General features: G+C 57.3%; 19 protein-coding genes. 7 read left to right on the forward strand and 12 right to left on the reverse strand.

Translation table 11 applies throughout. The annotated features are described in order from the left end of the window. Positions 1–95 precede the first annotated feature (95 nt). Genes C8N31_RS09425 through C8N31_RS09440 form a run of 4 tightly spaced genes read left to right on the forward strand, consistent with a single transcriptional unit; the run spans position 96 to position 4,017 of the window. Positions 96–743: a paraquat-inducible protein A gene (locus tag C8N31_RS09425; protein ID WP_025049235.1), complete on the forward strand. Its 648-nt coding sequence runs from the start codon at positions 96–98 to the stop codon at positions 741–743. Further along, positions 701–1,375, forward strand: coding sequence for a paraquat-inducible protein A (locus C8N31_RS09430; protein WP_174233517.1), 675 nt, complete (start codon positions 701–703; stop codon positions 1,373–1,375). Before C8N31_RS09425 ends, C8N31_RS09430 begins: the two co-directional genes overlap by 43 nt. Then, positions 1,368–3,452, forward strand: coding sequence for a PqiB family protein (locus tag C8N31_RS09435; protein ID WP_025049237.1), 2,085 nt, complete (start codon positions 1,368–1,370; stop codon positions 3,450–3,452). The genes C8N31_RS09430 and C8N31_RS09435 overlap by 8 nt, the downstream gene beginning before the upstream one ends. 1 nt (position 3,453) lies before the next feature. Further along, positions 3,454–4,017 (forward strand): PqiC family protein, encoded by a 564-nt coding sequence (locus C8N31_RS09440; protein WP_025049238.1) that lies wholly within the window; start codon positions 3,454–3,456, stop codon positions 4,015–4,017. 148 nt (positions 4,018–4,165) lie between these two features. Here the strand turns inward: C8N31_RS09440 and gltS are convergent, their stop codons facing one another. The 11 genes from gltS to mutM form a co-directional block, all read right to left on the reverse strand. After that, on the reverse strand, positions 4,166–5,374 hold the full coding sequence (gltS, locus tag C8N31_RS09445; RefSeq protein WP_025049239.1) for a sodium/glutamate symporter: 1,209 nt from the start codon (positions 5,372–5,374) through the stop codon (positions 4,166–4,168). A 4-nt stretch (positions 5,375–5,378) separates the two neighbouring features. Then, positions 5,379–6,338, reverse strand: coding sequence for an alpha/beta hydrolase (locus C8N31_RS09450; protein WP_025049240.1), 960 nt, complete (start codon positions 6,336–6,338; stop codon positions 5,379–5,381). 121 nt (positions 6,339–6,459) lie between these two features. Beyond that, entirely contained in the window at positions 6,460–9,510 is a 3,051-nt protein-coding gene (locus C8N31_RS09455; RefSeq protein ID WP_025049241.1) for an efflux RND transporter permease subunit, read from the reverse strand. Positions 9,511–9,513: 3 nt separating this feature from the next. Then, complete coding sequence (locus C8N31_RS09460) at positions 9,514–10,761, reverse strand: efflux RND transporter periplasmic adaptor subunit (protein ID WP_025049242.1); 1,248 nt, start codon at positions 10,759–10,761, stop codon at positions 9,514–9,516. A 270-nt stretch (positions 10,762–11,031) separates the two neighbouring features. Beyond that, a complete protein-coding gene (gene gyrB / locus C8N31_RS09465) occupies positions 11,032–13,446 on the reverse strand; it encodes a DNA topoisomerase (ATP-hydrolyzing) subunit B (protein ID WP_025049243.1) in 2,415 nt (804 codons plus the stop codon). Between the two features lie 93 nt (positions 13,447–13,539). Beyond that, positions 13,540–14,637 carry a DNA replication/repair protein RecF gene (gene recF / locus C8N31_RS09470; protein ID WP_025049244.1) on the reverse strand — a complete coding sequence of 366 codons (1,098 nt, stop codon included), beginning with the start codon at positions 14,635–14,637 and terminating at the stop codon, positions 13,540–13,542. Between the two features lie 59 nt (positions 14,638–14,696). Then, positions 14,697–15,815: a DNA polymerase III subunit beta gene (dnaN, locus tag C8N31_RS09475; RefSeq protein WP_025049245.1), complete on the reverse strand. Its 1,119-nt coding sequence runs from the start codon at positions 15,813–15,815 to the stop codon at positions 14,697–14,699. A gap of 141 nt (positions 15,816–15,956) precedes the next feature. Further along, positions 15,957–17,318 (reverse strand): chromosomal replication initiator protein DnaA, encoded by a 1,362-nt coding sequence (gene dnaA, locus C8N31_RS09480; protein WP_025049246.1) that lies wholly within the window; start codon positions 17,316–17,318, stop codon positions 15,957–15,959. 535 nt (positions 17,319–17,853) lie between these two features. Then, positions 17,854–18,117, reverse strand: coding sequence for a 30S ribosomal protein S20 (gene rpsT / locus C8N31_RS09485; RefSeq protein ID WP_025049247.1), 264 nt, complete (start codon positions 18,115–18,117; stop codon positions 17,854–17,856). 165 nt (positions 18,118–18,282) lie between these two features. Beyond that, positions 18,283–19,059, reverse strand: a complete 777-nt coding sequence (locus C8N31_RS09490) for an enoyl-CoA hydratase (RefSeq protein WP_025049248.1) — start codon at positions 19,057–19,059, stop codon at positions 18,283–18,285. Between the two features lie 64 nt (positions 19,060–19,123). After that, complete coding sequence (gene mutM / locus C8N31_RS09495) at positions 19,124–19,975, reverse strand: bifunctional DNA-formamidopyrimidine glycosylase/DNA-(apurinic or apyrimidinic site) lyase (protein ID WP_025049249.1); 852 nt, start codon at positions 19,973–19,975, stop codon at positions 19,124–19,126. Between the two features lie 104 nt (positions 19,976–20,079). Here mutM and ubiE point away from each other — a divergent pair, with 104 nt between their 5' ends. Together ubiE and ubiB are read left to right on the forward strand one after the other, a co-directional pair. Next, the gene (ubiE, locus tag C8N31_RS09500) at positions 20,080–20,823 is read left to right on the forward strand and encodes a bifunctional demethylmenaquinone methyltransferase/2-methoxy-6-polyprenyl-1,4-benzoquinol methylase UbiE (RefSeq protein WP_025049250.1); all 744 of its coding nucleotides are present in this window, start codon (positions 20,080–20,082) and stop codon (positions 20,821–20,823) included. 1 nt (position 20,824) lies between these two features. Next, entirely contained in the window at positions 20,825–22,357 is a 1,533-nt protein-coding gene (gene ubiB / locus C8N31_RS09505) for a 2-polyprenylphenol 6-hydroxylase (protein WP_025049251.1), read from the forward strand. Between the two features lie 64 nt (positions 22,358–22,421). Here the strand turns inward: ubiB and C8N31_RS09510 are convergent, their stop codons facing one another. Beyond that, a complete protein-coding gene (locus C8N31_RS09510; RefSeq protein ID WP_025049252.1) occupies positions 22,422–23,603 on the reverse strand; it encodes an acetyl-CoA C-acyltransferase family protein in 1,182 nt (393 codons plus the stop codon). Positions 23,604–23,729: 126 nt separating this feature from the next. On the opposite strand from C8N31_RS09510, the gene C8N31_RS09515 reads away from it, so the two are divergent. Beyond that, complete coding sequence (locus C8N31_RS09515) at positions 23,730–24,296, forward strand: helix-turn-helix domain-containing protein (RefSeq protein WP_025049253.1); 567 nt, start codon at positions 23,730–23,732, stop codon at positions 24,294–24,296. Positions 24,297–24,335 lie beyond the last annotated feature (39 nt).

A 24,335-nucleotide genomic window follows, 5' to 3' on the forward strand; every position in this document is an offset into this window, starting at 1 on the left:
TGCCAATGAAAACCCCAACCGGCGCCACTTGATCTGCCAGGCGGAAACCCCACATTCCCGTATCGCCGCCATATAGGATCGGGTAGTCTGCTTTCATGAAAGACAGCGTCACCACAGATAGCCAATTGGATTTGGACAAGGTCATTGTCTGCCCGCAATGCGATGCGGTTTTTCAACTTGTCCGCCCGCAGCATGGTGAGCGGGCCAAATGCCAACGCTGTCACAAAGTTCTGATTGCGCCGCGCAGAAACGCAGGCCTGCACATCATCGCGGTGGCATTGTCGGTGTTGTTCCTGATCATTGGTGCGGCGATATTTCCGTTTTTGACCATCGACGCGGCCGGGAACAAAAACGCCGTTTCTATCCTTGATGCGGCCTTGGCGTTTTCAGGCGGACCAATGATTATCCTGTCATTGGCCACTGCCGCATTGATAATTCTGTTCCCGCTGTTTCGGGTGCTTTTGACGTTATATGTGTTGGTGCCTGTCGTGTTGGACCGCCCACCGGCCCGCCACGCGATCCGCGCGTTCCGATTGTCAGAGGCAATGCGTCCGTGGTCGATGGCCGAGATTTTTGCAATAGGCTGCGCTGTTGCATTGGTAAAAGTCGCGGATCTGGCCCATGTGGGTTTTGGTCCGGCGTTCTGGATGTTTGGTATTCTTGTTGTTCTGGTGATCGCGCAGGACAGCTTCATGTGTAAATGGTCTGTATGGAACTCTCTGGAACACCCAAAAAGATCGTAAGCGCCCGTGATCTGGGTATCGTCGCCTGCAGCCGCTGCTCCAAAGCATGGCCGCTGGGCACGCAGACCTGTGCGCGTTGCGGTCACGCGCTGGTGTCCCGTGACCCAATGAGCCTGCAACGGGTGTGGGCCTATTGGGTAATGGGGCTGATCTGCTACGTGCCCGCAAATCTGTTTCCAATGCTGCAAACCAGAACGCTGTTTCAGGTGGATGAAAGCACGATCATCGGCGGCGCGGTTGAACTGGCGCATCATGGCAATCTGGGCATCGCCGCGATCATCATCTTTGCCTCTGTGGTGATCCCCCTGGGCAAGTTCTGGGCGGTGGCGTTTCTCGCGCTCAGCGTCAAGAACAGGTCAATGGTCTCCAAGAACATGCGCCAATTCCTGTATGAGGTGGTGGAGTACATCGGCCGCTGGTCGATGATTGATATCTTTGTGGTTGCGATCCTGTCATCTCTGGTGCAACTCAAGGCATTGGCCGCCATCAATCCCGGCACTGCGGCTATGTTCTTTGCGCTTTCGGTTATCTTTACGATGCTGTCGGCGCAGGCGTTCGATTCCCGTCTGATCTGGGACGTTCAAGCCAAAGACAAATCAGCCGGTGATGGGGGCGCAGAGATCAATGAATGACGACCTGCCAGATGTGTCTGTATCGCCCGCCCGCAAGGTGTTCCTGAGCGGGGCATCGGTGATCTGGATCATTCCCATTCTTGCACTGCTTGTGGCGTTGACGGTGGCTTGGCAATCCTACAACGAACGCGGGCCGTTGATCACGGTTGAGTTTGAGAATGGCGCAGGTATTCAGGCTGGCGAGACCGAGCTGAAGTTTCGGGATGTGACAATTGGTGTTGTCGAAAAGGTCGGCTTTACCGCCTCATTGTCCAAGGTCACGGCCCAGATTCGTGTGGAAAAGGACGTTGCACCATTTATTGATGCCAGCGCGGTGTTTTGGATTGTTCAACCGGAGGTGACCGCGCAGGGCATCACGGGCCTGAGTACCGTTCTGAGCGGTGTCTATATCGAGGGGTCTTGGGACGACAAGATCGGTGCCTTTGCCAACCTCTTTCAAGGTGCATCCGAGGCACCGCTGATCCGTCCGGGGCAATCCGGCCTTGAGATTGCGTTTAGAACCACGGCCAACGGCCAACTGACGGACAATGCGCCGATCCTCTACAAGGGTATCGAAGTGGGCCGCGTGGGCCGAGCCAAAATTGATCCGCGCAACAATTACGCCGTGGTCGAGGCGTTGATATTCGAAGAGCACCGGACGCTCGTCAACAATTCCACCCGCTTTTGGGACGCCTCCGGGTTTAGCGTGACGCTTGGCCCCGCGGGTGCCGAGATTGATTTTTCCTCACTTGCGACACTGGTCGGCGGCGGGATCACCTTTGATACCTTTGTGTCGGGCGGTGACCGTGTTCAGGATGGCACCGTGTTTGAGATTTTTCCGGACAAGGAAACGGCGCGGAACTCGGTCTTCAATGCCTCAGAGGTCACTCCGCTCAAGATGAGCGTGATTTTCGAAGACAATATTTCCGGCCTTGTGGTCGGTGCACCTGTTGAATTGAGCGGCCTTAAGATTGGCGAGGTTGAGGCGCTGTCGGGCATTGTGGACTACAATCAATTTGGCGACAGCCGTGTGCGGTTGAACGTAAATCTCTCTATCCAACCGGCGCGTTTGGGCCTGCCGGTGGACGTCAACGCAGAAAACGCGCTGCTGTTTTTGCAAGAACGTGTCACGAATGGCCTGCGCGCGCGGCTGGCTTCGGCCAGTTTGCTGACTGGCGGGCTCAAGGTTGAGTTGGTGATGGTAGAAGATGCACCGCCCGCGCGTCTGGTCGCGGATGGCGATGCATTGCCCATCTTGCCCACCACCTTTAGCGAAACATCCGACGCGGCCGCGACCGTGGAGGGGGTTTTCACCCGTATCAACAACTTGCCCATCGAAGAATTGCTCAACAGCGCGATTTCATTCCTGAACTCGGCCGAGGCCTTGGTCACCGACGAAGACCTGCGTGAAACACCGCAGGATTTGCGCCTGTTGTTGGCTGAATTGCAGGGATTGGTGACCTCGGATGATGTGCAAAATATCCCGGTGGCCCTGAACGCCACGCTGACGCGGGTGGAAACGTTGGTGGCGGCGCTGGAACGCGAACAGATTGCCGAACGGCTGTCCGCTGCTCTGGAGGGGGCAACCGCTGCTGCAAATTCTGTGACGACCTCTGTTGAAGGGGTGCCGGCAATGGTGGAGCAGATCCAGGCTGTTGCGGCCAAGGCCGAAACGCTTGAGCTCAACCAACTGGTGGATGAGCTGACCGCGCTGACCAAATCTGCAGACGCGGTGATCGGAACGGATGCGGCGGTCGCCTTGCCCGGATCGTTGAAACGGGCGCTGGATGAGGTGAACTACACCTTGCAGGAGTTGCGCGAGGGCGGGGCGATTGAAAATGTGAACAAGACGCTGGCATCGGCCCGGAATGCAGCGGACAACATAGCGGTGTCGGCTAAGGATCTGCCAAATATCGTCGACCGCCTGACCAGCTTGTTCGCCCAAGCGAGCCGCACAATTGAAGGGTACAACAAGGGCGAAGAGATCAGCCGCTCTGCTCAAGACACCCTGCGCGATATTCAGAAAGCCGCCGATGCCCTTGCATCTTTGGCGCGGACCATTGAACGTAACCCCAATTCTTTGTTGCTGGGACGATAAGATGACATTTCACCGCCGGTCTTTGATTGTGGGTCTGACGCTGCTGCTGGCCGCTTGCGGCAGCGCCGAACGTTTTGCCGTCAGCACGCCCCCTGTGACCGAAGAAGTGCGCATTGCATTTTCATCGGTTGAAGTGCGCGATGTGTCTTTGCCAAGCTATGCAGCAGCAGATGAGATCCATTTGCAGGCGGCGGACGGCACGCTCAAAAGTTCGTCAGACGTCCTTTGGGCCGATGCGCCGGAACGGGCGGTCGCGCTTGAGCTGAGCCGCAACCTCGCCCAGATGACCGGCCGCGCCATCGCATCCGAGCCTTGGCCGTTTGAGGCTTTTCCCTCCGCACGGCTGGAACTGCGGTTTTCCGATCTCGTTGCGACCAGCGACGGGGTGTTCCGCACCACCGGGCAGTACTTTGTGGCAGTCCGCGATGGGGGCCGCGAAAGGTCAGGTTTGTTTGACCTGAGCGTGAGTTTTGATCCAAAAGGTGGGCCCAATGCGATTGCAAAGGCGCGCGGACAGCTGATCTTGGATTTATCCCGCTATATTGCCGTGAATGGGCTGAAGTAACAGACCGCGCGATTAGACGCCGCGTAACCGTGCGCACTCCTCCCTTGATCATTTGAGGGCCGTAAAACAAGCGGATGATGAGTAACACGCTGACCTGAAAGGTCTTACGTTTTGCTTAAGCGCAGGAGACAGTGAACGGATCGATTGCTTAAAAGCTGACGAAGAACTGAATGATCACTGCGTTCGCCAGATCGACAAAGAACGCCGACACTAGCGGCAACACAATGAACGCCAGTGGTGCCGGGCCATAGCGTTTGGTCACCGAAGACATATTGGCGATGGCTGTCGGTGTGGCCCCCAGCGTGAAACCTGCAAACCCTGCGCTCAGGACAGCACCTTGATAGCTGCTGCCCATCAGGCGGAAGAAGATCAACATGATAAAGCAGACCGTCATGATGACTTGAAGGACCAATACAGCGAGAATGGGGCCGCCAAGTTCGGCAAGGGTCCAGAGTTGCAGGCTCATCAGCGACATGGCGAGGAAAACCGACAAGCAATAATCTGAAATAACCGCGAGGGATTTGGTGCGTGCGGGCCAAGTCATAGTGGGGAATAAGTAGGGTATGGTGTTCGACATCGCGATACCAACCAGAAGGCAGGGTACGAAGAGCGGCAACTTCACGCCCGCCTCGATTATCCCAATATGCAGGATAAAACCCAGCAGGATTGCGACATGTACCGCCAGCATGCCTCTCATGAGGCTAATATGGTTTATCAGATCTTCAGGGTTGTCTGCGTCGTCAAATTCAAGTCCAACGATCGGGCCCTCGCTGTCGTCGCTCTGCAGGTTGTTGCGGTCGATCAGGCGTTTGGCAATCGGCCCACCCAAGACGGCTGCAAGGATCAGACCCAGCGTTGCAGAGGCCACGCCCATCTCGGGAGCAGCACCAAAACCTGTAAGTTCCTCAATTTGAGGGCCCCAAGCAATCGCGGTGCCATGTCCACCGATGAGAGAGGCGGAGCCGACAAGTACTGATGTCGCGGCTGGCAAGCCAAAGAGGGTGACGCCTAGCAAACCGACGACATTTTGCAGAACCATAAAGCTAAGGGTCAGAGCCAGAAGCAGCACCAACAGGCGACCGCCCTTAAAAAGATCAGAGATACGCGCGTTCAGGCCGATAGTGGCAAAGAACACGACGAGCAGGTAATCGCGGACCTCCAGATCAAAGGTGATTTGCTGGCCTGTGAAAGCGAAAAACGCCCAGGTCAGCAGCGCGACGGCAAGGCCCCCAGACACCGGTTCGGGGATATTATAGTCGCCCAGCACCACAATTTTCCGCGTCAAAAACACACCGAGGAAAAACACCACAAAGCCAAGAGTTACCGATATGAACGCTGGGACAATGATTTCTGGCATGACTTTATAGTCCTTTCCTGGGTCGCGCCCGGATGACGCCATCGTCGCCGACATCAAATTGAGATAGGTCAATCTGACCTTTTCGATCAGAACGCACCAGATCGCGCAGAACCGAGATTGCGGCCGGGGATGTCACCGGGACCAGATGATCGAGGTTTGATCCATCGGCCAGCGCGGTAAAGTCGAATAGAGTGATATCAAACCCTGACACATCGGCAGCGCGGCTGAGATCACCCACTTTTTGACGGCCGATGTTGAGGAATGCCGAGAGACTCAATGCTTTGTCGTCGCGGTTTGTCAGGATCACGAAAGGGTCAGGCAGTTTGCCAATAGCTGTGGCCTGCGCGCGGAAGACATCTGGGTCAATATCGGGCGCCAAAAGCGCCACCACGCGCAGGTTATCCAGCACGTCGCGCCTGCCCGTGATGGCAAGCTGGCGCAGCACCTCCATTGTCAGATGGGCACCCATTGAATGGGCCAAGAGGGTGACCTCTTTGTTCGTCTTGCGTGCAATTTCGGTCAACAGATCCGCCAGCGGATCACGCGCGAAGAGCACGCTGTCACGGTCGTAAATGTAGCCGGTTGCGGTGCCGGCCGAGGGCCATGAGAACAAGATACGCGGTGTCGTGATCTCAAAGTCATGGCTGATCTGGGCAAAACGGTAAAGCGCCTCGGAGGGCGTGTTGTTGTAGCCGTGGACGAAGAGCGCGATCTCGTCGTCTTGCTCGGCCTGGATCGCTTTGATTAGCGCCGCACTTGAGCCGAGATCCTTTTGATCCACAACCGCGAAATCGGTTCGCGGGTCGGTTGCACCATCCGGCCATTCGATCTGCCCCAACGCATGGTTGGCGGGGATTGAGACGTCATACTGCACAAAGTTGGTGCGTGCGTTTCGGTCCTGTTTGAGGTCGCGCGCTTTAACGCTCGGTAGATTGCCGGAGGTGACATAGATCTCCTGTACCAAAGCGCTTGCGGGAGGCTGGGCAAAGGAAATTCTGTCTGGCGTTTGCGCACAGCCTGCGAGAATTGGCAGCAGGAGGAGCGGGAGAACGCGTGCGTTCATGCTTCTCCTCCCGCCTGGTCTGTTACTCTGCTGCGATCTCATTCTGCTTCACTCTAAAGAAGATAGCATAGAGCGCAGGAACCACGATGAGCGTCAGGACCGTCGCAAAGCTGAGACCGCAAATGATCACAACCGCGAGGGATTTAAAAAACGGATCCCACAGCAGTGGCACAACGCCCAGCACCGTTGTCAGCACGCCCAAAGACACAGGGCGCACACGGCTGACAGCGGAATCTACCACGGCAGACATCCGCGCCTTGCCATCACTGATCTGCGTGTCCGTCTCATCAATCAAGACAATCGCGTTTTTGATCAGCATCCCAGTCAGCGACAGGATGCCAAGGATCGCCATGAACTCCAGCGGGGTTTGGGTGCCCGCAAGGCCGTAGATCACGCCAATCAGTGCCAGAGGCACAGCAAGCCAGATGATGATCGTCTGCCGCCATGCATTAAACAGAAACAGAACCACGATGAACATCGCGCCAAAGCCGATGGGCATGGTGGAGGCGAGACCGGCGTTGGCTTCCTGCGAACTGCCGTATTCGCCTTCCCATTCCATGTTGTAGCCGGGCGGGAGGGCGATATCCTCAATCGGGCCTTTGACGGCCGCGAACAGATCACCCGACAGCACGCCGGGTGCGTTGTCGGACTGCGCAGTGATCGCCAAAGCCCGGTCAATGCGGCGTAGGTTGCCCGCCTCAAACACAATGTCAAAGCGGTCCACCACTTGAGAGATCGGGATATAGCCGCCGATGGCCGCGCTATAGACTTGGACGTCACGCAACTGGTTGATGTCATTGCGGGCATCCTCAACAGGACGCATGATGACATTCCTGAGTTCGTCTCGCTCGCGGTAAACACCAAGGTTTGTTCCCGTCAGATGGCTGTAGATCGCATTGGAGATCTCGCCCTGTGTAAGGCCCAACCGCCGGGCGTTTTCTATGTCAACAATGGGACGGACGACCTGTACTTGCTCCCGCCAGTCATCTTTGACCGCAACGGCACCTGCATCAGACATGATGGTCTTCGCCTGCCCAGCGAGATCGCGCAGTACGGCAGGATCAGCGCCAAAGAAACGCGCTTCGATCTTGGAACCACCACCCGGCCCGAGGACAAATGTCCAAACCTTTGAGTTGGCCTCTGGGTAGGTCTCATCAATATAAGCCTGCAAATCCGTGCGTAGCCCGTCGATCACGGTGAAGTCTTCGACATCTACCAACACCTGTCCGTAAGCCGCGTTTCCACCTTCCGCTTCGTAGATCAGCATGAAGCGCAGATGACCGCCGCCGACAACGGTGTTGGTACCCGTGACGCCCTCAAGCCCGCGTGCGTATGCGGCGATCTCGGTCAGGTCAGCGTTGGTCCGCGAGATGTCGGCGCCCTGGGGCAGGAAATAGTCGATCACAAACTGGTCGCGCGTGGAGGACGGGAAGAACCCAGCGGGCACCGCGCTGAACATCGCAATGGCCGAAACAAAGAGCGCCACGGTGACACCAACGGTGATCCACTTGGCCTTGATGGCGAGGTTCAGGAGTTTTCGGTATCCTGTCAGGATGAAGTTTTTCTTGTCCGTATTGCCGTCCTTCCCCTGCTTCAACATCACCGTGCAGTAGTAAGGCGTCAGCCAAATTGCCACGAGCCATGAGAACAGCAAGGCAATGCCAATGGTCCAGAACAGACTGCCGGCGTATTCGCCGGTGTTGTCTGGCGAGAAACCGATAGGAGAGAACGCAAGAATGCCAACGACCGTGCCGCCCAGCAAAGGCCACATGGTTTGCTTGACCACGGCCCGCGATGCCTTTCCCGCATCTTCGCCCCGCTGCACCCGCACCAGCGTGCCTTCGACCACGACGATGGCATTATCGACCAGCATTCCTAGCGCAATAATCAGCGCGCCAAGCGAGATACGCTGCATGTTGAGACCATAAAGATACATCCCAAAGAGCGTGCCTGCGATGGTCACCAGAAGGATGCCCCCCATCAGGATGCCAGAGCGCAGCCCCATAAATATCAGCAGTGTGCCCACCACGATGGCCAAGGCCAACGCGACGTTCACCACAAAGTCGTCCACAGAAGATTTGACCGCCGCACCCTGGTCGGAGATCGGCAGAACGTTGATTCCGATCGGTCGTTCGCTCTCCAGCTCCGCAATGCGATCTTTCACAGCGTTCGACATGTTCACCACATTGCCGCCGCGCTGGTTTGAGATGCCAAGGCCGACCGCCTGCTCCCCGTTGCGGAACAGCAAAGTGCCTGCCGGTTCTTTCAGCCCCCGCGACACGGTTGCGATATCGCCCAAGCGGAACGACGTGCCCGTCTGCGCATTGGTAATCAGCAGGTTCTCGATTGCGTCAATCGATCCCACAGCACTCTCGGGCCGCACGGACAACCGCGACATGCCCGCCACAATGGAACCGCCGGGTGTGACAAGGTTCTGGCCTTCCAGAAGTTGCTGGATTTGTTGCGGTGCGAGGCCCAGTTCCGTCAATCGTTCAGGGGAATATTCGACATAAATGACTTCCTCCTGCACGCCGTTGAGCACGACCTTTGATACGCCATCAACAGTCACAAGTTCGCGCTGCAAATCCTTGGCATATTCATAAAGGTCGGTGATCGTGAACCCGTCGCCCGTGATGGCGTAGTACTGTGCGTAGACGTCACCAAAATCATCATAGACCTGGCTCTCGAGTGCGTTGGGCGGCAGTTGCGACTGCGAGTCAGATATCTTTGCACGCATTTTTGCAAATGTCTGATCCAGTTCTGAATAGCCGGGCGTTGCCGCAATGGTGAATTCGACCGTCACCGTGCTGAGACCGGGTGAAGACACGGATCGAACTTCATCCAGACCCGACAATTGTTGCAGGGCGTTTTCCACCACTTCGGTGACTTCTGCTGCCACCTCCTCAGCCGAGGCTCCGGGGTATGGCGTGATGATCTGGGCCTGCCGTATGACAAATTCAGGGTCTTCGAACCGAGGCAAAGCCGTATACGCGAAATATCCCGCAAACAGGATCAACACTGTTGCAACAGCAGAAATCAGGCGCTTTTCCAGCGCAAACCGGGCCAGATCCATGACTTAGTTCCCAACGCGTGTGATGGGACGGATGGTCATGCCCTCGATGATCTCGCTCACCCCTGCCGACACAATTGTGTCGCCGTCAGACAAGCCTTCGTTGACCACGACACCCGCGCCGCTGGCCTCACCAAGGGTCACGTCTTGCCCGGAGACTTTGCCGTTTTCATCCACAACCCAAACAAAGGGTGATCCGTCAGGTTTGGCTGCGATTGCGGACAAAGGCGCGCTGACCTGTGCCGCCGCCCCGCCGGTTGAGGAAACCACATTGGCCACCATGCCCGGCAGGATCACAGCACCGTCCGGCACTTCAACCGAGACGCGGCCGCGATAGGTTTGCGTGGCGCTATCGGCCTGAACGGAAAACTCGACAAGCTCAGTTTCAAATACTTCACCTGGCAAAGAGTTGAATGTCGCAACAGTGCTGATGCTCTTGGCCCCGTTCCGGGTCAGTTCCGTGACATCAAGGCTGGGAATATCAAACGCCAGATGAACCACCTGCAGCCGTTGTAGCAGCGCGATGCTTTGACCGGCTGACACATTCGAGAAGTTTTCGATATCGCGCCGGGCAATGATGCCGTCGAAGGGCGCTGTCAATGTCGCGTCTGACAGGTTGTCGCGTGCAACTTTGATCTGTGCGTCGATCCCGCGCATCGCAGCTTCTGCTGCGGCGATCTCTTCTGGCCGCCCACCAATCTCGCCGATGCGCAACTGCTCTTGCTGCGCGCGCAAGCCTGCTTGTGCCACCCGCGCCTCGGCTTGTGCACCTTCGACCTGCGCACGTGTCGCAACGCCGCGCTCCAGCAGTGTTTCCGCTCGCGCCAGTGCATCTGTGGTTTGCTCGACCTGCGCCTGCGCCGAAGCAACGGCAGCTTCCAGCGCTGCAATTTCTTCTGGTCGCGCACCTGCGCGCAAAGCGTCTAGCTGCGCCTCTGCTTGGTCTTTGCTGCTTTGCAACTGAGCGATCTGGTTTTCAAAGTCTCGCGTTTCGATCTGCGCGATCACATCGCCAGCGCTGATTTCTGAGGCTGCGCGGATCGGCAGTTCAACGACCTGACCTGATACTTTGAACGACAGTTCAATTTCCTGCGAGGGCAACACAATCGCGGGATACTTGCGGGAAATTGTCGCCGAACTTGCCGCAACCGTCACCACCTTGGCAGGCCGAGGCGTTGCATCTTGCGCCCACGCGGTTCCTCCTGTGACGATACCGATTAATCCTACGATACCGAAAACTGTACCACGCACCATTATGTTGTCCCCGTCTGAATTCTATGTCCCTATTCTGTCAGAAGTAGAGCGATTTTGGAAATGGGAAATAAGTGATCAGCGCTGTCGAACAAGGGCTGGTCAACACTGGAGTGCTGAAGCCGTTCGTGGACAACGACCAAGTATAAAGCGACGGGGCTGTGGACTTACCTTGCAAGGATTGATGTCTGGCGAAATACGCTCACGCAAGCTTCTGGGCAATTTGCGCCAGGATATTCGGACCGCGCACGACAACACGCGATCCTACATCTCTTAGAAATCCAGATTTTCCACATTCAGCGCGTTTTTCTGAATAAATTCCCGGCGCGGCTCGACGACATCGCCCATCAGCTTGGTAAACAGGTCATCGGCCTCCGCCATGTCCTCGACCTTGACCTGCAACAGAGTGCGGGCATCGGGATCAAGCGTGGTTTCCCACAGCTGATCGGGGTTCATTTCACCCAATCCTTTGTACCGCTGCAAAGACAGGCCCTTTTCCCCTTCGGACAAGATCGCGCTCAACAGATCAAGCGGGCCATGGATCAACTGACTGCGATCCTTGCGCACCAAGGTCGCGGGGAGGTCATAGACATCCTGCAAATGCTGCGTAAAGGAGCCGGAGCGCCGCGCCTCGCCAGAGCGGAGCATCTTGCCATCCAGCGTGCGCACTTCTTCGACACCGCGCAGAATGCGGGCCAGACGCACACCGTGATCTTGGGTGATCCGGCCAGCCCAACCCTTTTCATATTCCAGCGCAATCAGGTTCAGACGGGTTGCGATCTTGTCGGCCACGCCTTGCAGGTTGCTGTCCACCGCACCGGGAACAAACGCGCCGGCAATGGCAGCCTGTTCCAGAATGTGACGGGGGTAATGGGTCGGGAAGGCCTCAAGCACGCGTCGCAACTGGCGGGCCATATCAACAACCCGGGCCAGATCCGCGCCGGATATTTCTTCGCCATTGCCCTGGCGCAGCAAAGCGCCTTCGATGCCCTGCTGGATCAAATAATCGTCCATTGCCGCCTGATCCTTGAGATACACCTCGGATTTGCCGCGTGACACTTTGTAAAGCGGTGGCTGGGCGATGTAGAGATGCCCGTTTTCGATCAACTGTGGCATCTGGCGATAAAAGAACGTCAATAGCAGCGTCCGAATGTGCGCCCCGTCTACGTCCGCATCCGTCATGATGACGATTTTATGATAGCGCAGTTTGTCGATGTTAAATTCGTCCCGGCCAATCCCGGTGCCCAGCGCCATCACCAGATTGCCAATCTCTTGTGAGCCTAACATCCGGTCAAATCGCGCCCGTTCCACGTTCAGGATCTTACCCTTGAGGGGCAGGATCGCTTGGGTCTGGCGGTCACGTCCGGTTTGCGCGGATCCACCCGCGGAATCGCCCTCCACAAGGAAGACTTCGGTTTTGGATGGGTCTTTTTCGGAACAGTCTTTAAGCTTGCCAGCAAGGAAATTCACATCCATCGCCGTCTTGCGGCGGGTCAGATCACGGGCCTTTCGCGCCGCCTCGCGGGCATGGGCCGCTTCAACGATTTTGCTGACCACGATCCGTGCTTCGTTGGGATTTTCTTCGAACCATTCGGACAATTTCTCGTTCACCAGGCCTTCAACCGCTGGCCGGACTTCCGAAGACACCAGTTTGTCTTTGGTTTGCGAGCTGAACTTTGGATCAGGCACTTTGACCGATAAAACACAGGTCAGGCCTTCGCGTGCGTCATCGCCGGTAAAGTTGATCTTTTCCTTTTTTGCGATACCCGAAGACTGCGCATAGCTGTTGATTGTCCGGGTCAGCGCCCCGCGAAAGCCCGCCATATGGGTGCCGCCATCGCGTTGTGGGATGTTGTTGGTGAAGGGCAGGACATTCTCGTGATAGCTGTCATTCCACCACATTGCGACCTCAACACCGATGTCGTCTTTTTCGCCAACAATGAAGATCGGTTCCGGCATGACAGAGGTTTTGTGCCGGTCGAGATATTTGACAAACTCTTTGACGCCGCCCTCATAAAACAATTCGGATCTCAGCGGCTCTGCCGGTCGCTCATCGGTCAGAATGATCCGGACACCAGAGTTCAAAAACGCCAACTCGCGCAGGCGTTTCTCAAGCGTTTCAAATGAGTATTCGAGGTTCGAGAAAGTATCGGTAGACGCCATGAACCGCACTTCGGTGCCGGTGCGATCGGTGTCGCCTAAGACCTCCAGATGCTTGGTGGTAAAGCCACCCTCGAACCGTGCGATGTGTTCCTTGCCTTCGCGCCAGATCCGCAGCTCAAGCCAGTCTGACAGCGCGTTCACAACAGAGACACCCACCCCGTGCAGACCGCCGGACACCTTGTAGGAGTTGCTGTCGAATTTGCCGCCCGCGTGCAGCTGGGTCATGATCACTTCGGCGGCGGAAACGCCTTCTTCCTCGTGGATACCCACCGGAATACCGCGCCCGTTGTCACTGACCGAAACGGAGTGATCTTCGTGGATTGTGACAGTCACGGCGTCTGCATGACCGGCCAATGCCTCGTCAATTCCGTTGTCCACGACCTCATAGACCATGTGATGCAGACCAGAGCCATCATCGGTGTCACCGATGTACATGCCGGGCCGTTTGCGGACAGCTTCTAAGCCTTTGAGAACCTTAATGGAATCGGCGCCATATTCCTGTGGCGTCTGCTCATTCTCGGACATGTGGAAAAACCTTCTTCTTTTATCCGATTTATAATGGTTTTGCAGAGGGTTGTCACGCAAATGGGGCAAGATTTTGTGCCGCCGGGCAAGGTGTCAGCGGGCGACTGCCACGCGGCTTTCTCCGGCCTCTTCTGTGACCTCCAGAACCTGTGTGCGATCGCCCAGCGCGGCAAACATTTCCGCCCCTGTTCCGGTCATCCATGCCTGCGCGCCAAGGCTGCAAATCTCATCGTAAAGGGCGGCTTGCCTGTTTGCATCCAGATGCGCGGCAACCTCATCGAGCAAGAGCAAAGGCGGCGCACCAAAGTCCTTGGCCAAGGCGCGGGCATTGGCAAGGATCAACGAAACCAGCAGCGCCTTTTGCTCTCCGGTTGAACAATCCTTGGCAGGAATGCCTTTGGCTGCGTAAACGCCAAACAGCTCGGCGCGATGCGGCCCGATCAACGTACGTCCTGCTGCCAGATCACGGGTGCGATTGTCCGCCAGAGCGGCTTGCAACCCATCTGCATCCGCGGGCATGTCGCATTCCAATGACAGGGTCGCTGCCGGAAATGCGGTTTGTGCCTGTTCCTGTGCCTCTGCAATGGACTTAAGCGCCTCAAGGCGGCCTGCGTGAATAGCCGCGCCTGCCTCGGCCATGCGCCGCTCAAGCGCGGCATACCAAGACGGCTCGCGCACCATATCCTTGAGCAGTCGGTTCCGTTCGCGCATGGCCTTGTCATAAGACAGCGCATGCTCTGCGTGGTCAGGTAGGAAACTCAGCGTCATGCGGTCCAAAAACCGCCTTCGACCTTCCGCGCCTTCAATCCACAACCGGTCCATCGCAGGGATCAGCCAAAGCACGCGGGCGATCCGCCCCAGCGCAGTTTGCGGCGCGGCTTTGCCGTCAATGCGCACCTGACGGGCATTGCCGCCCTCTGACCAAACTTCAATTTCATGAACTTGATGCAACGAATGCAAAATCGCGGTCAGTTTCCAGCCCAGCGCTTCGGGCCTGCGCGTCATGTCTTCGGCGCTGGCCCGGCGCAGACCGCGCCCCGGAGACAGCAAAGACACCGCTTCGATCAGATTGGTTTTGCCCGCACCATTAGGTCCGAAGATCGCCAGTGGCCTCGCGCCACATTCCACCACCGCCCGCTTGTGCGAACGAAAATGCGACAGCGTGAGCTGGGAGAGGTATAACTTACCCATCGGCGGCCCCGTTTTCTTTCAAAGAAAACGGCCGGAAACTTTGAAAGTTTCCGCCTGCCTCACACACGCATCGGCATGACGACGTAAACGGCAGATTCGTCGTTGCCTTCGCGCATCAATGTCGGATCGCCGGAAGAGTTGAACAGGAACACCGCATTTTCGCGGTCCACCTGACTGGCGATCTCCAGCAGGTATTTGGCGTTAAAGCCGATCTCAAGCCGCTCGTCGCCGTAAGCGACCGCCAGTTCCTCTTCGGCTGCGCCACTGTCGGGGGCGTTGACCGACAAGATCAGACGGTCTTCGTCCAGCTGCAACTTCACAGCGCGGGACCGTTCGGAGCTCACCGTAGCAACACGATCAACCGCCTGCGCAAAATCGCTGGCGTCAACTTCCATCTTGCGGGTGTTGCCCTGCGGAATGACCCGCGTGTAATCGGGGAATGTGCCGTCGATCACCTTGGACGTCAGGGTAATCTCTGGCGTGGCAAAGCGGACCTTGGTTTCCGAAACAGACACGGCAACCTGCAAATCATCGTCATCCAGCAGTTTGCGCAGCTCACCCACGGTTTTGCGCGGGACAATCACACCGGGCATCTCTGCCGCACCATCGGGCAGATCAGCGTCGATCCGGGCAAGCCGGTGACCATCGGTCGCCACGCAGCGCAGCACCTTGCCACCCGCCGCATCTGCGGTGTGCATGTAGACACCATTCAGATAGTACCGTGTTTCTTCGGTTGAGATCGCGAATTTGGATTTGTCGAACAGGCGGCGCAGCACCGGCGCAGGCGCGCTGAAGTTCGAGGCATATTCAGACGAGGCCATTACAGGGAAATCTTCGCGGGGCAGGGTCGCAAGGCTAAAGTTGGAGCGTCCAGCCTCAACCGTGAGCCGCCCGGCGGCACTGTCTGCGGTCAGATTGATCAAGGCGCCATCGGGCAGCTTACGCACAATTTCATGCAGCAGAGTGGCGGAAACGGTCGTAGCACCGGCACGTTCGACCTGTGCGCCAACCTTGTCGACCACTTCGATATCCAAATCGGTGGCACGGAAGGACACATCGCTGCCTTCCGCCTCTATCAGCACATTGGCGAGGATCGGAATGGTATTGCGCCGCTCAACAACAGACTGTGCCTGGCTGACTGCTTTGAGCAACGCGGCGCGTTCGATGCTGAATTTCATGTGCCTTCTCCCTCAGGACTGCCGGGATAGGCAAACTACCTTGTTCCCCCGCTTTCACAAGACTTTTGTTGCTTTCGCGGGGGGAATGCAAGAGGGGCCCGAAGGCCCCTGTCATTTGGTCACGCATGCATGGTCTGCGGATCACGCCTCAAGGGCGCGGCGCAGCATTTCCAGATCTTCGGCAATCTGGCCATCTGATTGTTTCAACTCTTCAATCCGCCGCACTCCGTGCATCACGGTGGTATGGTCGCGCCCGCCAAAGCGGCGGCCAATCTCTGGCAGGCTGCGACTGGTCATCTGTTTGCACAGATACATCGCAACCTGACGGGGCCGGGCATAACTGCGCAGGCGTTTTGGGCCGATCATATCGCTAAGACGGATGTTGTAATGATCGCTGACTTTGCGCTGGATCTCTTCGACGGTGATCTTGCGCTCTGAATCGCGCAAAACATCGGCAAGGCAGTCTTGCGTCAGTTCCATGTTGATCTCGCGGCCCACAAGCGATGCAAAAGCGAAAAGCCGGGTCAAAGCCCCTTCAAGGACACGCACGTTGGAACTGATCCGATGCGCCAGAAACTCCAGAACGCCGTCATCAACCTCAAGGCCGGGATAGTTGCGGCGCTGCACCTCAACCTTGCTTTGCAAGATGCCAAGGCGCAATTCGTAATCCGTTGGATGCAGATCCACCACCAAACCACATTGCAGCCGTGATTTTACGCGATCCTCAAGATCCTTGATCTCGCCGGGCGCGCGATCTGCGGAAATGATGATCTGTTTGTTCTGGTCTACCAGTGCGTTGAAGGTGTGAAAGAATTCTTCCTGCGTGCTGTCTTTGCCCGCAATAAATTGCACATCATCAACCATCAGAACATCAACGGAACGAAAGATTTCTTTGAAGTCCATCATCTTGCGGTCGCGCAACGCCTGGACAAACCGGTACATGAACTGTTCAGCGGAAAGATACAGCACATTCATCTGCGGTTTGCGCTGTTGCAGTTCAAGCGCGATGGCATGCATCAGGTGGGTTTTACCAAGGCCAACACCACCATAGAGAAACAGCGGGTTAAAGGTGACGGGGCCACCTTCGGCGACACGGCGGGCCGCGGCATGGGCCAATTCGTTAGGTTTGCCGACGACAAAATTGTCAAAGCTGAAACGCGGATCAAGCGGCGCGGTGTTCAGGACACTTGTGTTTGCCGCGGCCTGTGTCGCAGCGGGCTTTTTGGCGGGCATGACAGGTTTTGCGGCACTGGCGCCTGAAGGCGCGGCCAAGGCGAAATTCAGGCGCGATACCTCGACCCCTTCGGCATTGAGTTCATGCAAGATCAGGTCGGCAAAATTCTGGCTGACGTAGTTGCCAAAGAAATTGGTTGGAACATGGAGCGTTGCAATTCCTTCCGACACGGGGCCGGGGACAAGCGGTTCAATCCAGGTTGTGAAATTGTTCTGCCCGACAGTTTTGAGAAGTCGCTGCCTGATTGCGCCCCATTGGTCCTGCGTCATTTTTTATTCGTCCCACGTACTAACTGCCCATGTATTACCGGCGAAACCGGACACATGCCTATTTTACCCTCAGGAAACAGGTTTTGGTTCCGACCCCACCCGGAATCGGCCTGTGTCCATCGGACCTTGAGCAAAACGGCCATACCAAACACCAATGTTCCAAAAGATGAACATCCAGATGCCGAACATCGCCGTCCGCACTTTTGTTGTGACAGGGCCACAGCGCCGATAAGCGCCGAGGCAGACCTAAAACGACCCCTTTTAGACGGGCCGTTGACCAACCTCAAAACAATGCGGCACGTCCCCCGTACCGATATATTGCCTGAGGCCTGTCCCCCCTGCGAAGTGACTCGCAAGACATAAATAGCAAGGACCACGGGCACGCTTCAACATATCTTCAAACTTGACTCGTGAATCGACCAAAAAGAATCTCTCACGCGTATAACGGGAAAAAAAGTTGCAAAAAAAGGCGCCGCATTGCGACGCCTTTCTAATCAATCAATTAGCTGATTCTGGTTTGATCAGAAGATCAAAATTAACCCAGCGCTTTGACCCGTGAGGACAGACGGGACATTTTCCGCGAGGCGGTGTTTTTGTGGAACACGCCTTTGGTCACACCGCGCATCAGTTCTGGCTGTGCGGCCTGCAGGGCGGCTGTCGCTGCGTCTTTGTCTCCGGATGCGATCGCTTCTTCGACCTTACGCAGGTACGTGCGGATGCGCGAACGGCGTGCTTTGTTGATCTGGAAACGCTTTTCGTTCTGACGGGCGCGTTTCTTCGCTTGGGGTGTATTTGCCATGAGGATCTACCTTCGGGTTCAATTCAAAATTCGGCACGTGACGCCAAACCCATGCCGGATCTTCCGGAAAGGTGATTCTAGCCAGAGCGGGCTGCACGCGCATGTATTGGGGCGGGCTATAGTTGAGAAAGCCCGCCGATGCAAACCCCTTTGTCGGGGCGGTGTTTACTTGTCGCGGAACTGTGCTTCGCGCTTTTCAAGGAAGGCGCTCATGCCTTCTTTCTGATCTTCTGTTGCAAACAGCGAATGGAACACGCGCCGTTCAAACAACAGACCTTCCCGCAACGGCACTTCATAGGCGCGGTTCACGGCCTCTTTAACAACCATGACAGAGATCATGGATTTCTCCGCGATCTTGCCTGCGGCGCCCAGTGCTTCATCCATCAGCTTTTTCACCGGAACAACGCGGGACACGAGGCCAGACCGTTCTGCCTCGGCGGCGTCCATGAAACGCCCCGTAAGGTTCATGTCCATCGCTTTGGATTTGCCCACCAAACGGGTCAGACGTTGTGTGCCGCCAATTCCCGCAACCACACCGAGGTTGATCTCGGGCTGGCCAAACTTTGCGGTTTCGGAACAAATGATGAAGTCGCACATCATCGCCAATTCGCATCCGCCGCCCAGGGCATAGCCGGATACAGCCGCGATGATCGGCTTGCGCACCCGCATAATCTGATCGGATTCGGGTGTGAACAGATCCCCGGCGAAGGCTTCGACAAAAGTCTTGTCGCGCATCATGGCAATGTCCGCGCCAGCGGCAAATGCCTTTTCCGATCCGGTGATCACGATACAGCGCACTTTGTCGTTGTCTTGTGCCGCCTTAAGCGCACTGGCCAGTTCGCTCATCAGTTGGTCGTTGAGCGCATTAAGCGCATCGGGCCTGTTCAGCGTGACCAATGCCACATGATTGTCCACGTCCACCGTGATCGTTTCGTAAGCCATCAAGAATGCTCTTTGTTGTTGCGCTCAGGTCGCTCTGCATATCACGGGCGGATCACGTTTCAAGCTATCTTTGACATTGACTACAGTAGAAAGACGACCGCCCCGACTGCACGATCCTTTGGATGACCTTGGGGCAATCGGGCGTGTTGCAAGGCTCCCCCTCGCGTCCGTATACGTCAAAGTTGTGCTGGAAATAGCCCAATTCCCCGTCCGCCTGCCGAAAGTCCTTGAGGGAGGAACCGCCTGCCTCAATCGCCTCGGCCAGCACCTCCTTGATGATCGGAACAAGCGCGGCGATCCGGCCTTCCGATATCCGCCCGGCTTTGCGGGCCGGGTGCAGGCCCGCCCGATAAAGTGCCTCACAAACATAGATATTTCCCAGCCCGGCCACGATCCGCTGATCCAGCAGCGCCGATTTGATTGGCATGTTCCGGCCCTTCAAAGCGGAAACCAAATGCGCCTCATGAAAACTGTTCCCCAAGGGTTCCGGCCCAATGGAGGCCAGCAGCTTGTGCCCGTCTGCTGTAGCTGTGTCCAGCAGATCCATAGCACCAAACCGCCGCGGGTCGTTGAACGTTATCCGCGCGCCGTTTGCCATGTGAAACACCACATGGTCATGTTTTTCAGGCGCAGGATGATCATGCACAAATTGCCCTAACGGATCACCCGAGATCAGCATCCGCCCGGACATTCCCAGATGCACCAAAAGTGATTCCCCCGATCCCAGATCGACCAGAATGTACTTGGACCGCCGCCGCAACTGTTTGACATCTTGCCCGGTCAACCGCTCTGCCATCCGTGCCGGAAACGGCCAACGCAAGTCAGGTCGGTTCACCTCTGCCTTGATGATCACGCTGCCTTCCATGACCGGCGCCAAACCCCGGCGCACGGTTTCAACTTCGGGAAGTTCGGGCATTTCGGCATCCTTTTCTGACCATGTTCGCCGGTCTGCGGCAAATGGCGGTTTGTATCTGCGCAACTGAGGCTATATCTCCGCCAAGACACTATCGGGACAATGACATGACGGACAATACAACCCATTTCGGCGCGCAGACCATCCGCGAAGATGAAAAAGCCGGCAAAGTGCGGTCATTGTTCAGTGACGTCGCCAACAAATACGACGTCATGAACGATGTGATGAGCATGGGCATTCACCGCATCTGGAAAGAGGCGATGATGGATTGGCTGGCGCCCCGAGCGGGTCAGAAACTGCTCGATGTGGCGGGCGGCACGGGTGACGTGTCCTTCAAATTCCTCAAACGCGCCGGGCAAGGACATGCGACTGTCTGCGATCTGACCGAAGGGATGCTGGTCGAGGGCCGCAAACGCGCCGAAGCGGAGCAGATGGCCAATAGCCTTGATTGGGTGGTTGGCGACGCAATGGCGCTGCCCTTTGAGGACAATACTTTTGACGTCTACACCATCAGCTTTGGCATCCGGAACGTGACCCGCCCGCAAGAGGCATTGAACGAGGCATACCGCGTCTTGCGCCCTGGCGGGCGTTTGATGGTGCTTGAGTTCAGCCAGCTGCCCAACCCCGCAATGCAAAAGGCCTATGATCTGTACAGCTACAATGTGATCCCGCGCATGGGCCAAGTTATCGCCAATGACCGTGACAGCTATCAGTATCTGGTCGAATCGATCCGCAATTTCCCTGATCAGGATACCTTCCTTGGCATGGTGCGAGAGGCCGGGTTTGATCAGGCGAAATATCGCAATCTGACGATGGGCATCGCGGCCCTGCACTCCGGTTGGAAACTCTGAGATGCGCGGCCCACACAACATCTGGCGATTGATCCGAACGGGCGCCACGCTTGAACGCACCGGCGCTATGAATGTCGTGCTGGACGCTTTCGAGGCCACACCGGCCGTGCGCTTTGTCGCCCGTGCACTGGGTTTGCCGTTCAAGTTCCTGGGCTACAAGGGCGATCCGTCCATGCCCCCCGCAACACGCGCTCTCACGGCGCTTGGCCCGGCCTACATAAAATTTGGCCAAGTGTTGTCGACCCGCCCCGATGTGGTTGGGGATGATCTGGCTCTGCAGCTGCGGGTGTTACAAGACAAACTCCCTCCGTTTTCCATAGAAGAAGCCAAAGCCGAGGTTGAGCGCGAGCTGGGCCTGCCATTGGATCAGATGTTCTCTGAGTTTAGCGAACCTGTCGCGGCGGCCTCCATCGCGCAGGTCCATAAGGCGCGGATTGCAGACACAGGCGAAGAAGTTGCAGTCAAAGTGCTGCGCCCCAATATCGAACGCGCCTTCCGCAAGGACGTAGATGCCTTCTATCTGGCCGCTCGCATGGTCGAATTGTTCTCACCCGGATCGCGCCGCTTGCGCCCCATGGACGTGATTGAACATTTTGACGGTGTGGTCCGCGGCGAGTTGGATCTGCGTCTCGAAAGCGCCTCGGCCTCTGAATTTGCCGCCAATACAACCGAAGATCAGGGCTTCCAACTGCCTGCGATCAAATGGAACCTCTCTGCCCGGCGGGTGATGACGCTTGGTTGGGCTGATGGTTTGCCACTGGGTGACAATGCGGCGATTGATGCCGCCGGACATGACCGCGTTGTGCTGGGCGACCGGGTGCTGCACCTGTTCCTCAACCACGCCCTGCGCGACGGGTTCTTCCACGCCGATATGCACCAGGGCAATCTCAAGGTTGCGCCCAATGGCGATATCATCGCCTACGATTTTGGCATTATGGGACACATCGACGAATACACCCGCCGGGTCTACGCCGAAATTCTCTACGGGTTCATCCGCCGCGATTACATGCGCGTGGCCAAGGTGCATTTTGAGGCAGGCTATGTGCCTGCGGACAAAGATGTGGACGAATTTGCCCGCGCCCTTCGCGCCGTGGGGGAGCCGATCTTTGGCATGGATGCCACACATATCTCGATGGCGCGGCTTCTGTCCTATCTCTTTGAAGTAACAGAGAGATTTGGCATGGAAACCCGGACAGAGCTGATCTTGCTGCAACGTACCATGGTTGTCGTCGAAGGGGTGGCCCGCTCGCTCAATCCGCATATCAACATCTGGGAAGTCGCCAGTCCCATCGTCACCGACTACATCACCAAATCCATTGGCCCCCGCGCCGCGCTCAATGATCTGGCCAACACCGCCATGGTCCTCGCCCGCTTCGGTCCGCGCTTGCCCGGTCTGGTCGAGGCCGCCCTGCTGCGGCAAAGCAACCCGCAGCCCGAAGTGCGCAACGGCCGTCTCGGCTGGATGGTGCTCTCTGCACTGGGCGGCGCGGCGCTTGCCTCTGGTGCCATCGCCCTGATGGTCGCGCTGACCTGAACCTGTCCTTTTTGGCCCTAAATAATCTCGGGGGTCCGGGGGCAGACAGCCCCCGGGTCTAGCCTCAGGCGATGCGTTCAATCGCCATTGCGATCCCCTGACCACCGCCAATACACATGGTGATCAACGCCCGCTTGCCTTGAATACGCTCCAGCTCGTACAGCGCCTTGATGGTGATGATCGCCCCGGTTGCGCCCACGGGATGACCCAAGGCAATTGCGCCGCCATTGGGGTTCACGATGGCCGGGTCAAAGCCAAGGTTCTTGGTCACGGCCAAGGCCTGCGAGGCAAAAGCCTCGTTGCTTTCGATCACGTCAAAATCGGCCGCTTTCAATCCGGTCCGCTCCAACAGGTTCTGCACCGCTGGCACCGGTCCAATCCCCATCACTTCAGGGCGCACGCCGGCATGGGCATAACCCAAAATTCGTGCGCGTGGTGTCAGGCCCGCACGTTCCGCGGCGGATGCTGTGGCCAGAACCATTGCCGCGGCGCCGTCGTTAATGCCGCTGGCGTTGCCCGCTGTCACGCTGCCGTCTTTTTGAAAGGCCGGGCGCAGCCCCGCCAGCGCCTCTGCTGATGTCGCTTTGGGATGCTCGTCTGTGTCAAAGGCAACCGTGTCACGTTTCACCTTTACGTCGACCGGCACGATCTGGTCCTTGAAATAACCTGCTTCAATAGCCGCAGCGGCGCGTTCCTGACTGGACAGCGCAAAACCGTCTTGATCGGCGCGGCTGATGTCATGTTCGGCCGCGACATTTTCGGCCGTAACCCCCATGTGGCCCGTGCCAAACGGACAGTTCAGGGTTCCCAACATCATGTCCAGCGTGCGCACATCGCCCATTTTCTGGCCCCAGCGGGCGTTTTGCATGATGTAAGGCGAGCGCGACATGCTCTCAGAACCGCCCGCAAGGGCAAAATCCGCATCGCCCAGCATCAGGTTCTGCGCTGCCGACACGATCGCCTGTACCCCTGATCCGCACAGGCGGTTCACGTTCATCGCGGGCACCTCATCGGGCACACCGGCCTCCCGTGCTGCTACGCGTGACAGATACATATCGCGCGGTTCGGTGTTGATCACATTGCCGAACACCACATGCCCGATTTGATCGGGTGCGACGCCTGCCCGCTGCATCGCCTCGGCGGCGACAATCCGGCCCAGCTCTGTAGGGGGCGTTGCGGCCAATGCGCCGCCAAATGTCCCGATGGCGGTTCGTGCACCGCCCAGTATCACGATCTCGTTGGTCATGGGTCTCTCCTATCTCAGTTGTGGCGAGTATGGGGCGGGGGGCGACCATTGTCAGGAGGGACGTACCGTCACAGGCATGTGTCCACTCTCTTGACTTTGTCAGCGGCCAAGGCGCATCTGTCCGTCATGTCGGAAAACGATGACGCTATCCTAACCCATTTGCCCGCCCGCCTCAAAGAAGCGCGGCAAAGTCAGGGTTTGTCGCTGGATGCAGTGGCGAAACTTTCTGGCGTGTCCCGCTCCATGGTCAGCCAGATCGAACGCGGCGAATCCAGCCCGACCATTGCGACATTGTGGAACCTCACACGGGCCTTGCAGGTGGATTTTGCCGGATTGCTTGACGGTGCACCGGCGAAAGATCTGATCGAAGTGTTGCGGGCTGCAGATGTCCCGACGATCAATAATCTGGGCAGTGGCTGCCGCATTCGTATCCTGTCCCCGCCCGAAGAGGCCGGGAAACATGAGGTTTATGAACTGTTGATGGATGCAGGCGGCGTTCTGGACAGCCAGCCGCACACTCGCGGCGCACGCGAACACCTGACTGTCGTCAGCGGTGTTGTCGAAGTGATCAGCGGAGAGGCCAGCAGCCGGTTGGAGCAGGGCGATACCGCTCGCTATGCAGCGGATCTGCATCATAAGATCACCGCACAAGGCGGCGCGGCGCGGGCATTCCTTGTGGTACAGGACGCCTGACATTCCAGAATGACGGAAAAAATCCGTGATAGTAGATTT

The organism is Sulfitobacter mediterraneus (assembly GCF_003054325.1).
GTDB classification, from domain to species: domain Bacteria; phylum Pseudomonadota; class Alphaproteobacteria; order Rhodobacterales; family Rhodobacteraceae; genus Sulfitobacter; species Sulfitobacter mediterraneus.

Bases quoted from the DNA above. Each gene is read 5' to 3' on its own strand.
- dnaA (WP_025049246.1), bottom strand. From the start codon at position 17,318: ATGACGCAGGACCAATGGGGCGCAATCAGGCAGCGACTTCTCAAAACT.
- ubiE (WP_025049250.1), top strand. From the start codon at position 20,080: ATGACGGACAATACAACCCATTTCGGCGCGCAGACCATCCGCGAAGAT.
- C8N31_RS09490 (WP_025049248.1), bottom strand. From the start codon at position 19,059: ATGGCTTACGAAACGATCACGGTGGACGTGGACAATCATGTGGCATTG.
- C8N31_RS09430 (WP_174233517.1), top strand. From the start codon at position 701: ATGGTCTGTATGGAACTCTCTGGAACACCCAAAAAGATCGTAAGCGCC.
- ubiB (WP_025049251.1), top strand. From the start codon at position 20,825: ATGCGCGGCCCACACAACATCTGGCGATTGATCCGAACGGGCGCCACG.
- recF (WP_025049244.1), bottom strand. From the start codon at position 14,637: ATGGGTAAGTTATACCTCTCCCAGCTCACGCTGTCGCATTTTCGTTCG.
- C8N31_RS09435 (WP_025049237.1), top strand. From the start codon at position 1,368: ATGAATGACGACCTGCCAGATGTGTCTGTATCGCCCGCCCGCAAGGTG.
- C8N31_RS09515 (WP_025049253.1), top strand. From the start codon at position 23,730: ATGTCGGAAAACGATGACGCTATCCTAACCCATTTGCCCGCCCGCCTC.
- C8N31_RS09460 (WP_025049242.1), bottom strand. From the start codon at position 10,761: ATGGTGCGTGGTACAGTTTTCGGTATCGTAGGATTAATCGGTATCGTC.
- C8N31_RS09425 (WP_025049235.1), top strand. From the start codon at position 96: ATGAAAGACAGCGTCACCACAGATAGCCAATTGGATTTGGACAAGGTC.
- dnaN (WP_025049245.1), bottom strand. From the start codon at position 15,815: ATGAAATTCAGCATCGAACGCGCCGCGTTGCTCAAAGCAGTCAGCCAG.
- rpsT (WP_025049247.1), bottom strand. From the start codon at position 18,117: ATGGCAAATACACCCCAAGCGAAGAAACGCGCCCGTCAGAACGAAAAG.
- gltS (WP_025049239.1), bottom strand. From the start codon at position 5,374: ATGCCAGAAATCATTGTCCCAGCGTTCATATCGGTAACTCTTGGCTTT.
- C8N31_RS09455 (WP_025049241.1), bottom strand. From the start codon at position 9,510: ATGGATCTGGCCCGGTTTGCGCTGGAAAAGCGCCTGATTTCTGCTGTT.
- mutM (WP_025049249.1), bottom strand. From the start codon at position 19,975: ATGCCCGAACTTCCCGAAGTTGAAACCGTGCGCCGGGGTTTGGCGCCG.
- C8N31_RS09440 (WP_025049238.1), top strand. From the start codon at position 3,454: ATGACATTTCACCGCCGGTCTTTGATTGTGGGTCTGACGCTGCTGCTG.
- C8N31_RS09510 (WP_025049252.1), bottom strand. From the start codon at position 23,603: ATGACCAACGAGATCGTGATACTGGGCGGTGCACGAACCGCCATCGGG.
- gyrB (WP_025049243.1), bottom strand. From the start codon at position 13,446: ATGTCCGAGAATGAGCAGACGCCACAGGAATATGGCGCCGATTCCATT.